This window comes from Actinokineospora lacus (genome assembly GCF_053813445.1).
The window spans coordinates 38,911-52,737 of record NZ_JBQERA010000012.1; the positions used below are offsets into that span (position 1 = coordinate 38,911).

The window sequence follows — 13,827 nt, forward strand, 5'->3', positions numbered from 1 at the left end:
CCTCCAATCGTCATTGACGTACCACCGTCAGCGTTTCCGAACCACCGCCAGCAGAAATGCCAGGCCAAGCACGCTGAGCCCGAGGCCGAGGCCGTACGCGCTGCGGTAGCCGAGGTGCTGGGCCAGCCCGACCAGCGGTCCCGCGAGCATCGCACTGACCTTGGCGGTGTTGGTGTAAAGGGTGGTCGCCGCGCCGGGCCGGTCCGGCGAGAGGTCCTGGAAGAAGGAGATGCCCACGCCCATCACCGCGGAGATGACCACCGCGTTGAGCACCTGCGCCGCGGCGACCTGCCACACCGCGGTCGTCGTGGACATGACGGCGTAGTACCCGATGGCCACGACCGCGCCGACGAGCACGAGCCTGCCCTGGTCAACCCGCATGGCCAGCCAGCCGAAGCCGATCATCAGCGGGATCTCCAGGGCGGCGCACAGGCTGAGGACGAGCCCGGCGTCCCCGGTGGTGCCCGCCAGCTCGCTGGTGACGTAGAGCGGCATCGCCAGCACGCCGAGCGAGGTCGCCGCCTGCATCAGCACGAACGCCACCGCGGCCAGCGCGATCTGCCCGCGCGGCCGCACCGTCTCGGTCCTCTCCCGGACCGGCGCGGCCTTGAGGGACGGCAGCCACGCGGCGGCGACCACGGCCCCGGCGACGTAGATCGACGCGCTGACCATGAACAGCAGGGAGAACCCGGAGTCGGCGATGATCAGCGCGCCGAGCGGTGTGCCCGCGACCCAGGCGACGGAGAACAGCATCCGCAGGCCGCTGATGGCCAGTGGCGCCTTCGGGTTGTGTTCGAGGCTCTGGCGCGCGTAGGCGAACATCTGCGGCATCAGGCAGGAGGCGACGGCGGCGAAGGTCACCATGACGACCAGCAGCAGCCAGTACTCGCGGGAGACGGCGAAGACGCCGTACCCGATCGCCCCGCTGACCCCACCGATGACCAGCAGCGATCTCCTGACCGCCCGGGTGTCGGAGTACCGCCCGATCAGCGTGCTCACCACCACGGCGGCGAGCGGGCCGATCAGCAGGAACGCCCCCACGGCCACCGGGCCCGCGTCGAGCTCGGTGACCAGGAACAGGGACATGAACGGCCCGGCCAGCGCGTAGCCGATACCGGTGAGCAGGCTGACCGAGGCCAGCGGGACCAGGGGCTGGCGCGGCTTTCGCGCGGGTGCGAGGACCACACCCCCATCGTTGCCGCCACCTGGTTCATCGGGGAAACGAATTCAGCGTGCGCGTGCTCACAGAGGTGTCGGCGGGGTCCGACCGGGCGAGGTCCTAGCCGAGAGCAGCCGCCACTCGCGCGTACGCCTCCTGTCCCGCGCCCAGGTGGTCCAGCCCGAGCCGGACCGCGCCGACGATCGGGGCGGCGCCGAGGGTGACCAGGCGGGCCGACGGGTGCGACAGGGCGTAGCGGGTGTGCACGGCGGCGCTCAGCTCGGGGTCGCCCGCGGTGAGGATTCCCCCGCCCAGCACCACTTCCGCGTCCGCCAGCCCCAGCCGGTCGAGGATCACCGAGCCCAGCGCGTGCACCTCCTCGGCCAGCCGGTCGACGATGGCCGCGGCCACGGCGTCGAAGGCCGCGGTGGCCAGCAGGACGGGGACCAAGTCGTGCAGCGCGGAACGCGGGAGGCGTCCATAGTGGATCGCGATGGCGACGTCGGTGGCGCGCTCGCGGGCGAAGTGGCCCGCCGCGGCCGCGGCCAGGGCGGTGCCGGGGCCGCGGCCGTCCTCGGCCCGCACGGCGTGCCACAGGACCTCCTCCCCCAGGTGCTCGCCGCCGCCCCAGTCGCCGGTGAGCCTGCCCAGGGATGGGAAGCGCGCGGTGCGGCCGTCCGGGGCGACGCCCAGGGCGTTGACGCCCGCGCCGCACACCACCGCCACCCCCCAGCTCCGCGACGCCCCCGCGCGCAGGACGGCGAAGGTGTCGTTCAGGACGGTGACGTCCGTGCCCAGGCCGCGGCGGCGGAGTTCGGCGGACAGGGCCAGCTCGTCCTCGCGCAGGTCGGCCCCGGCGAGGCAGGCCATGGTGTGGGTGTCCGGCGGCAGCGCCACGCCCAGCGCCGCCACCGCGCGGGCCAGGACGTCCACCGCGGCGCGCACGCCGACCTCGTGGGGGACGAAGCCGGGGCCGCGGCCGCGGGCGAGCACGGTGCCGTCCGCGCCGACCAGGGCGATGTCGGTCTTGCTGTTGCCGCCGTCGACCGCGAGGAGCGTTGTCACGCCCACCTCAGGTGGGCCTGGTTGGCCGCCACCAACCGCCGGGCCAGGTCGTCGGCCAGCGACGCCTGCCCGATCAGCGGGTGGGCGAGCAGCGCGTCGGCCACCCGCTCGACACCGCCGCGCACCGCGGCCCGTACCGCCAGGGTCTCGTACGCCGCCACGTGCGCGATCAGGCCGGAGTACAGCGGCGAGACCGCCCGCACCGGCAGGCTCCGCGCGCCCGAGGCGTCGACCGCGGCGGGCACCTCGACCACCGCGTCGTCCGGCAGGAAGGGCAGCGTGCCGTTGTTGCGCAGGTTCACCACGTGCACGGCGGGGGTGTCGCCGAGCAGTGAGGCGAGCAGGGCGACGGCGGCGTCGGAGTAGAACGCTCCCCCGCGCCGGGTCAGCGCCTCGGGCTTGGTGTCCACGGCCGGGTCGGCGTAGAGGCCCAGCAGTTCCGCCTCCACGTCGGCGACCCGGCTCGCCCGCGACGGGGAGACCCGTTGCTCCGCCACCACGGCGTCGTGCTCGTAGAAGTACCTCAGGTAGTAGGACGGCACGACTTTCAGTCTCCGCAGCAGCGCGACCGGAAGCCCGACCTGGGCGGCGATCTCCTCGCCGAACTTCGCCAATAGGACGGGCAGCACGTCCTCGCCGTCGACGCGCGCCGCCCGCTCCCAGGTCAGGTGGTTGAGCCCGACGTGGTCGAGCGCGACCCGCTCGGGCGCGACGCCCAGCAGCGCGGCGAACCGGCGCTGGAAGCCGATCGCCACGTTGCACAGGCCGATGGCCCGGTGCCCGGCGTCCAGCAGCGCGCGGGTCACGATGCCGACCGGGTTGGTGAAGTCCACGACCCACGCTCGCGGCGCGACCGCGGCCACCCGCTCGGCCAGCTCCAGCACGACCGGCACGGTGCGCAGCGCCATGGCCAGCCCGCCCGCGCCGACGGTCTCCTGCCCGACGCAGCCGCACTCCAGCGGCAGCGTCTCGTCGACGTGGCGGGCCGCCTGGCCGCCGACGCGCAGCTGGAACAGCACGGCACTGGCGCCCTCGGCCGCCTCCTCGATCGTGTCCGGGGTGGACACGGCGGCCCGGTGCCCCGCCTTGGCCATGATGCGCCGGGAGACCCCGGCGACCAGGGCGAGGCGGTCCTTGTCGGGGTCGAGCAGGGCCAGCTCGGTGACCGGGAGGTCCTCGCGCAGCCGGGCCAGCCCGTCGACCAGTTCGGGGGTGTAGGTCGACGCCCCACCGACTACGGCGAGTTTCACTTCAACGCTCCCGTGGTGAGTCCGGCTTGGATCTGGCGCTGGAAGAGCAGGTAGACCGCCAGCGCGGGCAGGATGGTCAGGCTCAGCGCGGCGAACAGCGCGGGCCAGTCGGCCTGGTACCCGGCGCTGGTGGAGATGTTGGCGATGCCCTGGGTGAGCACCCACTTGTCCTCCACGGCGCCGGAGAGCAGCACGATCGGCAGCAGGTACTGGTTCCACTGCCCGATGATGTTGAAGATCGTGATGCTGACCAGTCCCGGCTTGGCCATCGGCAGCATGACGCTGACGAAGATCCGGGTGTGCGACGCGCCGTCGAGCAGCGCCGACTCGGCGATCTGGTCGGGCAGCGTGCGGAAGAACGCGGCCAGGAAGAACACCGTGAACGGCAGGGAGTAGGCGATGTAGACCAGGACCAGGCCGGTGTGGGTGTCGAGCAGGCCCAGGTTGCGCACCACGAAGAACAGCGGCACCAGCGCCAGGAACACCGGGAACACCAGCCCCGAGACGAACAGGTAGTAGACGAACCGGTTGCCGCAGAAGGAGTAGCGGGCCAGCACGTAGGCCGCCATCGAGCCGAGCAGCATCGTGCCCGCGGTGCCCAGCGACACCACGACCACGCTGTTGACCAGGTATCGGCCCACGTGCGCGGTCTCCCACGCCCGGCCCCACGAGTCGGCCGACGGGGTGGCGGGCAGCCCGAGCGGGTCGGTGAAGATCTCGGTGTTGGTCTTGAAGGAGGCCAGGAACGTCCACAGGATCGGCAGGATCACCGTGACCGCCCACACCGCCAGGGCGGCGTGCGACAGTCCTGTGAGGACTTTCTGGCGGACCGGTGCGCTCATGCCAGATCGATCCGTTCCCGCCGGGTGACCCGCAGCGCGAGCACCGCGAAGGTCAGGGTGAGGAAGAACAGGGCGACGCCCATCGCCGCCGCGTAGCCGAACTTGGAGAAGGTGAACGCGGTGCGCCAGATCTCCAGCGGCAGCACGGTGGTCGCCCCGTCCGGCCCGCCCCGGTCCACCGACAGGACGGCGACGAGGGCGAACCCGTCGAAGGCCGCGATGCCCAGGTAGACCCAGGCGGCCTGCAGGCTGTCCCACAGCAGCGGCAGGGTGACGCTGAAGAACATCCGTGCCCGCCCCGCGCCGTCGAGGGCCGCGGCCTCGTGCAGCTCCTTGGGGATGGCGGCCATGCCCGCGGAGAACAGCACGACGTAGAACCCGACCGCCTGCCACACCAGCACGCCGATGATCGACCACAGGGCCAGGTCGGGCTCGGTGAGCCAGCCGACGCTGCCCAGCCCGACCGCGTTGAGCAGCCCGTTGAGGACACCGCCGGAGTCGGGCCGGTACACCGCCTGGAACAGGACGCCGACCGCGGCGACGGCCAGCACCTGCGGGAAGAAGAACACCGCCTGGTAGAACCGCGACCCGCGCACCCCCCTGGTGCCCGAGGCGGCTCCGGCGTTGAGCAGGAACGCGAAGAACAGCGCGATGCCCAGGACCGCCAGCGGCAGCACGACCAGCAGGACCGCGTGGTGCGACACCGCGGTCCAGAAGACGGTGTCGCCGAACAGCCTGGCGAAGTTGTCGAACCCGATGAACCGCGGCGACGCCGAGACCCCGCGCCAGTCGGTCAGCGCGAGGTAGAACGCCTGCAGGTACGGGCCGATCACGAACACCAGGTACACCGCCACCGGCAGGGCGAGGAACCCGATGACGAACCGGCCGCTGCCGCGCCGCACGTCAGCCCTTCCGCCGCTGCTTGGGCACCGACGGGTCCGCCTTCACCGCGTCGGCCTTGGCCTGCATCTGCGCGCAGAACTGATCGGCGGTGATCCGGCCGAACATCAGCGCGTTGGTCTTGGTGCGCAGCTCGGTCTCCAGCTCCTTGTACCAGTTCTCGAAGGAGCTGTAGGTGACGATGTCGTCGCCCGCGGCGGCCTGCACGGCGGCGACGCTCTTGTTGCCGGGGGACAGCGGCAGGCCCTCGGCGGCGCCCTTGACCACGGTCACGTTGCCGGTCGTCTGGGTGAACCCGCGCGCGCCGTCCCTGGACAGCATGATCCGCAGGTACTCCAGCCCGCCCGCGGCGTTCTTCGCCTTCGACGGCACGATGTAGCCCTCCCCCGCGGCGGCCCTGATCGCCGTGAACGGCAGGGCGTCGCCCGCGGTGACGCCGGGCAGCGGGGTCAGCGCGTACTCGAAGTCGGCGGGGGTCTGCTCCTTCTGCTCGTTCTCCAGCCACGACCCGCAGGGGAAGAACCCGACGCGGCCCTGGTTCTGCGCGGTCTGGACCTCGGTGTGGGTCAGGCCCTCGTAGGACCTGTCGAGGTACTTGGCGCCGATCTCGGCCCACGCGGCGGCGGCCTGCCTGACCGGGTCGCCGGTCCAGACGCCGTCGGCGAGGTTGTCGATGTCGACGAGCACCTGGTTGCCCCCGATCTTCGCCGCGGACACCAGGATGGACCAGTACTGGTAGTAGGCGGCGTTCTTGCCGGGGTAGGCGAACGGGTGCAGGCCCTTGGCCTTGATCTTGGCGCAGAGGGCGTCGAAGTCGGCCCAGGTCCGGGCGGGCTCCCAGCCGTTGGCCGTGAACAGGTTCGCGTCGTACCAGAGGCCGTAGGCGGTGTAGACGTACATGAGCGCGTGCGGCTTGCCGCCGACCTCGCCCGCCTCGATGGCGCCGGTGACCAGGTTGTCGCGCACCTTGGCGCCGGGGTCGTCCATCGAGGGCGCGTCGAACAGCGTGGTCAGGTCGACCAGCTGGCCCGCGTCGACGAGCGCGCCGAGGTCCATCAGGTCGGTGCCGGAGTTGGCGATCACGTCGGGCACGTCGCCGCCCGCGAAGCGCGGCTGGAGCGTCTGCGCGATCTGCTGGGTGGCCACGTGCTCGACCTTGGAGCCGGGGAACTTGCGCGCGTACATCGGCTCGTGGACCTCGGTGGCGTAGGCGTCGCCGAGGCCGCCCTTGAAGATCACCACTTCCAGCGGGGCGTCGGCGGCCACGCCGAAGGGGTTCTCCGGCCCGGCCTCGCCGGTCGGCCCGGTCGGCGTGTCGGTCTCGTTCCCGCCGAAGGCGCAGCCCGGGACGGCGGTCAGGACGGCCAGCCCGCCGAGCCCGCGCAGCATCCGGCGTCGGGTGAAGGTCATGGGTTCTCCTCGTGGTCAGGGCGGCCGGTTCAGGACAGGCGGGTCAGGACAGGCGGATCAAGACAGCGGTTCAGGACAGGCGGGTCAGGACAGCGGTTCAGGACAGGCAGCTAGGACAGGCGGGCGAGCAGGGTGTCCCGCGTCCTGGCCCGTGCCAGGACGACCGCGCCCGCCAGCACCGGGTCGACGGCGACCGTCGAGCGCCGGACCGGCGGCTGCGGCAGGGCGAGGGCGTGCAGGGCCCGTTCCACCCGGGCGCGCAGCGGCTCGCCGCCCGCCAGCACGATGTGACCGCTGAGCACGACCACGCCCGGATCGACCACGGCCACCACCGCGGCGATCCCCAGCGCGACGCGGTGGGCGATCTCCTCGACCACCGCGTGGTCGGCCGCGGCCGCCGCTGCCAGTGCCGTGGTGGTGTCCGCCCCGCGGAACCCGTTGGCACGCAACAGCTTCCCGATGGCCGCGCCGCCCGCGATGGACTGGAGCCCGTGCACGGCCATCCGCCCGACGTCCCGCGCGGTCGGCGCTCCCGGCACGGGCAGGTAGCCGATCTCCCCCGCGCCGCCGCCCGCGCCCCGGTGCAGGCGGCCGCCGAGGACGAGCGCGGTGCCGATGCCCTCCGCGCCCCAGTAGAGGGCGAAGTCGGCCAGTTCGCCGTCGGCCCGCTCGGCCTCGGCGGCGAGGTTGACGTCGTTCTCGACGGCGACGTCGGCGCCGAGGCCCTCGGTGAGCCAGTCGACGAGGTTGGGCCGGTGCCAGCCGGGCAGGTGCGCGGCGAAGGCGAGCCTGCCGGTGCGGGGGTCCACCGCGCCGGGCACGCCGATGACGACGTGGTCCAGCCCGGCGGGGTCGGCCCCCGCGGCGGCGATCGCGCTCCGCAGGCGGTCCAGGACGTCTCCGCCCGAGCGTCCCGGCGTGGGCAGGCGGTGTTCGCCGACGACCTCCCCGGTCACCCGGACCACCCGCACCGCGATCCGGCGGGGGGTGACGTCGACCGCGGCGGCGGTGGCCGCTGTCGGGTCGACCCGGTGGACCTCGGCGGTGCGGCCGGGCAGTCCCGCTCGGACCCCGTCGACGGTGACGAGGCCGCGGAGCCGGGTCAGCACCTGGGAGACGGTCGGTTTGGAGAGTCCGGTCGCGGCGGCGATCTGGGGCCTGGTCAGGGGGCCTCGGTCGAGGAGCAGCGCCAGGACGGCCTGGTCGTTGAGGGTGCGTAGCGTGCCGGGGACCGCCATGCCGCACCTCCGCCGCCGAGTTGGGAAACTTTCCTAACTATCGGGGCGCGCACCGGTGCCGACAAGCGGTCGGACGGCCGCAGTGGTTCGACCAATCAGCGCATAAGGTCTGGACCATACCTCCGGGACCGGGGCGGGTCCCGGGTCAGGACAGCGTTCGGTAGTAGTGGACCGTGGCTCGTAGCGCTCCCCAGGGGTCCGCCGCGTAGTCCGGGATGGCGCCCACCCTGATCCACCCTTGCGACCGGTACAGCGGTTCCGCGGCGCTGTCCTCCTCGGTGTCCAGCACCAGCAGGGTCAGCCCCGCGGACCTGGCGGCCTCCTCGGCCGTCGCCAGCAGCGCCCGCCCCAGCCCGCGGCCCCGCGCGGCGCTGCGCACCATCAGCTTCGCCAGCTCGGCCCGGTGCCGCCCGTTCGGCATCGGCGAGCGTCGGAGCTGGACGGTCCCCGCGAGCCGCCCGTCCACCCTCGCCACCCACAGCGCGATGTCGCCCGAGGCCACCCCCGGGGCCAGGTCCGCCCACCACGCCCGCGCCTCGGCCACCGCCAGCGGCGCCAGGAACCCCACCGACGAGCCGCCGTCGGTCACCTCGCACAGCAGGGCGGCCAGCTCGTCGGCGGCGGCGGCCACGCCATCGGCCCCAAGGCGTTCGATCACCCGCGCATCGTGACAGAAACGCCAGTTCAGCGCCCGGAAGGGTAACCCAGCCCACGCGCGGGGCTAGATCGTCACGAACAGGAAGGCCAGGCCGGTCAGTTCCAGGGTCCGCCGCAGCCGCGGGTCGACGGCGACGATCCGCAGGGCGCCCTTCCCCTCGTTGACCAGCTGGTAGGCGCGCAGCAGCGCCGCGATGCCCGCCGAGTCGCAGAAGGGGACCGCGCTGAGGTCCAGGTCCACCACCGCGCCCTCGCGCACCGTTATCTCGTCGAGCACCGCCACGAAGTCCGGCGCGGTCACGTAGTCCAACTCGCCGTCGAGCACGATGGCGTGCCCGCCGTCCGAGGTCGCCAGATGGCTCACCACCAGCCGCGTTGGTTCACTGCTCACCAAGGTCCGCCCCAAGTCCGGAGTCATCCGCCACCACCAACTACCCCCGCGCCGCACTGCTCACACGGTGGGTCTGACCGACAGTGTCTCAATGAGGGCGAGAGCGGCGATGGCCGTCCCCGCCACCGCGTTGACCAGCATCGCCATGGCCGTGTCCGTTCCGAAACCGTAGTCCAGGACGAACGGGGCCACCAGCAGCCAGACGCCCAGGACGCCCGCGAGCGCGGTCGCCGTGCGCAGGCGGACCCGGCCGCTCACCCTGACCAGGCCGAGGCCGATGGCCGCGATGCCGACGAGCCGGTCGTTCCAGGGGGCGTCGAAGCCGCGGTCGGCGCCGTAGACGCCGGTCATGGAGAACATCACCAGCCAGCAGCCCAGCACCAGCACCACGCCGCTGACCAGGCCGGGGACCTGGGTGGCCGGGGCCGGGACGCGGCGGGTCACCGGGCCCCCAGCTCGGTCAGCTCCGGGCAGGGGGCGCTGCGGGCCAGGGCGAGCACGCGCAGGGCCGAGCGCACGTCCGCGCCCGCGCTCAGCGCCGCCGCGCGCCCGGTGGTGGTGATGCCCACAGTGGGCCCGGCGGCGAGCCTGCCCAGCTCGCCGACCAGGGACCGGGCGGGCAGCACCAGGTCCACCTCCACCGGGACGGGCGCGTCGGCGCGCACCGACAGCGCCAGCAGTGGGGCGTCGGCGGCCAGCACCTGCCAGCGGCAGACGCCGTCGAGCAGGGTGAACGCGCGGCGCCCGTCGATGCGGCTCAGCAGCGACCGCCCGCCGGGCACGCGGCGCAGGTGCCGCTCGTCGACGACCACGGCGAACACCGGCCAGAGGTCGACGACGGCCGGGTCCACGGTCTGCGACTCGCCCCGCGGCCACAGCAGCAGGGCCTCGCGGGCGAGCAGAACGGTGGCGCGCGTGTCGATCGTCCCCGTCATGGTCTCCAGGGTCGCCCCGCCGTGTTGAGATCGGGCGGTCGGGATCTTTGCGGTTGTGTGACGACCCGGGCCGCGAGGTGGCCCCGGCCGGACGTTTTGGCAGCATGGGCCGGGTGGGTGTGCGACTGCTGATCGTCGAGGACGACGACCGCGTCCGCGCTTCACTGCGACTGGCGCTGGAGGACGAGGGCTACTCGATCAGTGAGGCGCCGGACGCGGAGACCGCGCTGGACACCTTGGCGCGGCTGGGGCCGCCCGAGGTGATGATCGTCGACCTCATGCTGGGCGGCATCGACGGCTTCGCCTGCATCCGCCAGGTCCGGCGCACCAGCGACCTGCCGATCATCGTGGTGAGCGCCCGCGCGGACACCCACGACGTCGTGGCCGCCCTGGAAGCGGGCGCCGATGACTACGTGACCAAGCCCTTCGAGATCAAGGAGATCACCGCCCGGCTGCGCGCGCTGCGCAGGCGGGCGGGCACGGCGCCGCAGTCGGCGGTCACCGAGCTGGTGCTCGACGCCGACCCGGCCGCGCCGCTGGTGCTGTCCCCGGCCGCGGGCACCGTCCGCCGCGGCGGCGAGGAGCTGCACCTGACGCTGACGGAGTTCCGGCTGCTGTGCGAGCTGGCCGAGGAGCCGGGGCGGGTGCTGAGCAGGCAGGCGCTGCTGTCGCGGGTGTGGGACCGCGGCTTCTTCGGCGACGAGCGGATCGTCGACGTGCACGTGCGCAGGCTGCGGACCAAGGTCGAGCGCGACCCGTCGGAGCCGCGCACGGTGGTCACCGTGCGCGGGCTGGGGTACCGGCTTGATGTCCGCTAGCGGCCTGCGCGGCCGGGTCATGCTGACCTTCGCCGTGGGCGGGGCGCTGCTGTCGCTGCTGATGGCCGTCGTGGTGTTCACCATCAGCCGGGGCTACCTGACCGACCAGCGCGAGCGCTCGGCGCAGCGGCTGGCCTCGGCCGACGCCGACTTCGTCGCCAGCAGGCTGGCGGTGCCGGGGGCGACGGCGGAGCTGGCGCTGTCCTCGGTCGACCCGCCCAAGGAGACCAGCCTGGTGCTGGAGCACGACGGGCGCTGGCTGAGCGCCTCCGGGGCCGAGCCGCCGGACCTGCCGCCGGACTCGCTGCGGTCGATGGTGGCCCGCGGGCAGGCGGGCGTGCTGCCGGTGACCGTGCACGACCGGCCGTACCTGGTGGCCGGGGTGCCGATGGCGGGCGGGTCGGCGTACTACGAGTTCACCCCCGCCGTGGAGCTGCAGGCGACCATCCGGGTGCTGGGCACGGTGCTGATCCTGAGCGCGCTGGCGGCCACCGGCGGCGCGGCGCTGCTGGGCCGCTGGGCCAGCGGCCGGGTGCTGGCCCCGCTGCGGTCGCTGGCGGGCACGGCGTCGAGCATCGCCTCGGGGAACCTGGACTCGCGCCTGCCCGAGTACGGCGACCGCGACCTGAGCCCGATCGTGCGCTCGTTCAACGCGATGGTGGACTCCCTGCACCGCCGCATCGACCGCGAGCGCCGTTTCGTCGGCGACATCACCCACGAGCTGCGCACCCCGCTGACGACGCTGGTCACGAGCGTGCAGGTGATGCAGCGCCACGCCGAGGAGCTGCCCGATCGCTCCCGGCGCGCGCTGGCCCTGGTCAGCGGCGAGCTGGATCACCTGCGCGGGATGCTGGAGGACCTGCTGGACCTGGCCCGCGCCGAGGCCGGGCTGCACTCCGGCGAGGTCCAGCCCCTGGCGCTGGCCGACCTGCTGACCCAGACCCTGCTGGCCACCGGCCGCCCGACCGACCTGCTGGACGTCCCGGACGACCCCGACGGCATCGTCGTCCCCGGCCGCAAGCTCGCGCTGGTGCGGGCCATGACCAACCTCCTCGACAACGCCGACCGCCACGGCGGCGGTGTCACCGCCGTGCGGGTGCGCGCCACGGGCACCCGGGTGGCCGTCGAGGTCGACGACGACGGCCCCGGCGTGCCCACGGCCGAACGCGACCGCATCTTCGCCCGCTTCGCCACCGGCCGCGGCGCGCGCGGTTCCTCAGCGGGGACCGGGCTGGGGCTGGCGCTGGTCGCCGAGACCGTCGCCGCGCACGGCGGCAATGTCTACTGTGGAGAAAGTCCGACCGGAGGGGCGCGCTTCACCGTGACCCTTCCCCTGGGAGAGCTTCGGTGAAACGGTACGAACAGCACTGCCCCGTCGCGCGCGCGGCGGAGGTGGTCACCCAGCCGTGGACGCTGCTGATCGTGCGGGAACTGCTGCACGGTCCGGCCGATGTGGACACCATCGCGCGCGGGCTGCCGGGGCTGGCGGTGTCCACTTTGACATCCCGGCTGCGGGCCCTGCGCACGGCGGGGCTGGTGGGCCGGGAGGTGGGGCGCTACCGGCTGACCGACGCGGGCCGGGAGCTGCGCCCGGTGGTGGACCTGCTCGGGGCGTGGAGTGGGCGGTGGCTGCCCGCTCCCGGGCCCAAGGACCTCGACCCCGGGCTGTTGATGTACGACATCGCCCGCGACGCCGACCGCGAGGCGCTGCCGCCGCGGCCGGTGGCGCTGCTGGTGGAGTTCACCGACGGGCCGCCGCCCCGGCGGTGGTGGCTGACCGTGGGTCGGAACGGGGCGTCGGCGGGCGACCGGGACCCCGGCCTGCCGATCGCGGTGACGATCCGCTGCTCGCTGGGGACGCTGGCGTCCATCTGGCTGGGCCACCGGCGGTGGCTCGACGCGCTGGGCGACGAGAGCATGCACCTGATCGGCGACCGGGCGGCGGTGCGCTCGGCGGTGGGCTGGATCGGCACGAGCCGGTACGCGGGCTGAGACGGCCGAACGGCACGCGGCGCGCCCCACCCGTTGGCCACAGGTGGTGCGCGCCGCGTGCCGCTGTCCGGTCGCCTCGGCCAGTCGCCTCAGGCCAGCCATCCCCGGCCGACCCTCTCAGGCTGGCCGTCTCCGGCCGACCATCCCAGGCCAGTCGTCTACGGCCGGTCGTCCCGGGCCGGTCGTCTCGGGCCGGTCGTCTCGGGCCGGTCGTCTCGGGCCGGTCGTCTCGGGCCGGTCGTCTCGGGCCGGTCGTCTCGGGCCGGTCGTCTCGGGCCGGCCATCCCCGGCCAATCGTCTCAGGCCGACCATCTCCGGCCGGCCATGCAAGCCGGTCAGGCCGCGGCCGCGCCGAACTGGCCGGGGGCACGGCCCTCCCCGGCGGGGCCGCGGTAGGCCTGGGCGATCTCCAGCCACTGCCTCGCCTCCTCGCCGGTGGCGGTGATGGCCAGGTCGGAGTGGTGGCGGCGGCGGGTGACCAGCAGGCAGAAGTCCTCGGCCGAGCCGGTGATCTTGTTCGGGGCGTCCTCGGGCCCGGACTCCCAGACCGCGCCCGAGGGGGCGGTGATCTCGAAGCGGAAGCCGGTGGAGGGGACCACGAGGTCGCGGGCCAGGTAGCCGAAATCCCAGACCCGCACGGCGAAGCCCACCAGGAACAGCAGGCGGTCGGTCGGCTCGCGCCGCGCGCCGAGGGCGTCGGCGATGTCCTGGCCGTGGCCGAAGAGCTCCATCATGCCCGCGCACGCCAGCACCGCGGGCGGCAGCGGGCGGACCAGCCACGGCACGAGCTGGTCGCCCGGCACGGCCGCCAGGGCCGCGATGGCGCGGTCGCGCTCCTGGCGGAAGGCCGCCAGCAGGCGGTCCGGCGGGGCGGCCAGGAACGGGGCCATCGCGGCGTCGACGTTGGCGTCGAAGTCCGGGCTCAGGGAGTTGGCCAGCTGGGTGAAGCCCTCGGGGTCGGCCGCGGCCAGGCCCGCGAGGCGGAAGGTGGCGGCGATGTGGGCGACCTGGTGGGCGATGGTCCACCCGGGAGCGGGGGTGGGCAGCGCCCACTGCTCGGCGTCCAGGCCGGCGATGAGGGCGTCGAAGGACGCGCCGTCCGCGGTGAGGGCGGCGATGACGGGGTGGGTGTCGGACACCGGATTGTCCTTTCGACGGGTGGCTTCCAGG

15 protein-coding genes are annotated in these 13,827 nt (G+C 73.7%); 3 read left to right on the forward strand and 12 right to left on the reverse strand.

The features are described 5' to 3' along the window. Positions 1-27 precede the first annotated feature (27 nt). The 11 genes from ACTG9Q_RS26180 to ACTG9Q_RS26230 all read right to left on the reverse strand — a co-directional run bounded on the left by ACTG9Q_RS26180 (position 28) and on the right by ACTG9Q_RS26230 (position 9,847). A complete protein-coding gene (locus tag ACTG9Q_RS26180) occupies positions 28-1,185 on the reverse strand; it encodes a sugar efflux transporter (protein ID WP_455575562.1) in 1,158 nt (385 codons plus the stop codon). Between the two features lie 94 nt (positions 1,186-1,279). Then, on the reverse strand, positions 1,280-2,224 hold the full coding sequence (locus ACTG9Q_RS26185) for an N-acetylglucosamine kinase (RefSeq protein WP_455575563.1): 945 nt from the start codon (positions 2,222-2,224) through the stop codon (positions 1,280-1,282). Next, a complete protein-coding gene (locus ACTG9Q_RS26190; protein ID WP_455575564.1) occupies positions 2,221-3,474 on the reverse strand; it encodes a family 4 glycosyl hydrolase in 1,254 nt (417 codons plus the stop codon). The genes ACTG9Q_RS26185 and ACTG9Q_RS26190 overlap by 4 nt, the downstream gene beginning before the upstream one ends. Then, positions 3,471-4,316, reverse strand: a complete 846-nt coding sequence (locus ACTG9Q_RS26195; RefSeq protein ID WP_455575565.1) for a carbohydrate ABC transporter permease — start codon at positions 4,314-4,316, stop codon at positions 3,471-3,473. Before ACTG9Q_RS26195 ends, ACTG9Q_RS26190 begins: the two co-directional genes overlap by 4 nt. Then, complete coding sequence (locus ACTG9Q_RS26200; RefSeq protein WP_455575566.1) at positions 4,313-5,218, reverse strand: carbohydrate ABC transporter permease; 906 nt, start codon at positions 5,216-5,218, stop codon at positions 4,313-4,315. Before ACTG9Q_RS26200 ends, ACTG9Q_RS26195 begins: the two co-directional genes overlap by 4 nt. A gap of 1 nt (position 5,219) precedes the next feature. Beyond that, the gene (gene ngcE / locus ACTG9Q_RS26205) at positions 5,220-6,626 is read right to left on the reverse strand and encodes an N-acetylglucosamine/diacetylchitobiose ABC transporter substrate-binding protein (protein ID WP_455575567.1); all 1,407 of its coding nucleotides are present in this window, start codon (positions 6,624-6,626) and stop codon (positions 5,220-5,222) included. Positions 6,627-6,736: 110 nt separating this feature from the next. Then, the gene (locus ACTG9Q_RS26210) at positions 6,737-7,864 is read right to left on the reverse strand and encodes an ROK family transcriptional regulator (protein ID WP_455575568.1); all 1,128 of its coding nucleotides are present in this window, start codon (positions 7,862-7,864) and stop codon (positions 6,737-6,739) included. A gap of 145 nt (positions 7,865-8,009) precedes the next feature. After that, on the reverse strand, positions 8,010-8,522 hold the full coding sequence (locus ACTG9Q_RS26215) for an N-acetyltransferase family protein (RefSeq protein ID WP_455575569.1): 513 nt from the start codon (positions 8,520-8,522) through the stop codon (positions 8,010-8,012). A 63-nt stretch (positions 8,523-8,585) separates the two neighbouring features. After that, complete coding sequence (locus tag ACTG9Q_RS26220; protein ID WP_455575570.1) at positions 8,586-8,912, reverse strand: STAS domain-containing protein; 327 nt, start codon at positions 8,910-8,912, stop codon at positions 8,586-8,588. 60 nt (positions 8,913-8,972) lie between these two features. Further along, positions 8,973-9,356 (reverse strand): SPW repeat domain-containing protein, encoded by a 384-nt coding sequence (locus ACTG9Q_RS26225; protein WP_455575571.1) that lies wholly within the window; start codon positions 9,354-9,356, stop codon positions 8,973-8,975. After that, positions 9,353-9,847, reverse strand: coding sequence for a hypothetical protein (locus tag ACTG9Q_RS26230; protein WP_455575572.1), 495 nt, complete (start codon positions 9,845-9,847; stop codon positions 9,353-9,355). The genes ACTG9Q_RS26225 and ACTG9Q_RS26230 overlap by 4 nt, the downstream gene beginning before the upstream one ends. Before the next feature lie 104 nt (positions 9,848-9,951). Here ACTG9Q_RS26230 and ACTG9Q_RS26235 point away from each other — a divergent pair, with 104 nt between their 5' ends. The 3 genes from ACTG9Q_RS26235 to ACTG9Q_RS26245 are packed head-to-tail and all read left to right on the forward strand — an operon-like array spanning position 9,952 to position 12,657. Beyond that, positions 9,952-10,665 carry a response regulator gene (locus ACTG9Q_RS26235; RefSeq protein WP_455575573.1) on the forward strand — a complete coding sequence of 238 codons (714 nt, stop codon included), beginning with the start codon at positions 9,952-9,954 and terminating at the stop codon, positions 10,663-10,665. Then, a complete protein-coding gene (locus ACTG9Q_RS26240; protein WP_455575574.1) occupies positions 10,655-12,016 on the forward strand; it encodes a HAMP domain-containing sensor histidine kinase in 1,362 nt (453 codons plus the stop codon). The genes ACTG9Q_RS26235 and ACTG9Q_RS26240 overlap by 11 nt, the downstream gene beginning before the upstream one ends. Next, positions 12,013-12,657: a winged helix-turn-helix transcriptional regulator gene (locus ACTG9Q_RS26245; RefSeq protein ID WP_455575575.1), complete on the forward strand. Its 645-nt coding sequence runs from the start codon at positions 12,013-12,015 to the stop codon at positions 12,655-12,657. The genes ACTG9Q_RS26240 and ACTG9Q_RS26245 overlap by 4 nt, the downstream gene beginning before the upstream one ends. Positions 12,658-12,992: 335 nt before the next feature. On the opposite strand, the gene ACTG9Q_RS26250 is transcribed toward ACTG9Q_RS26245, so the two are convergent. Next, entirely contained in the window at positions 12,993-13,796 is an 804-nt protein-coding gene (locus tag ACTG9Q_RS26250) for a TIGR03084 family metal-binding protein (RefSeq protein WP_455575576.1), read from the reverse strand. Positions 13,797-13,827: the final 31 nt, after the last annotated feature.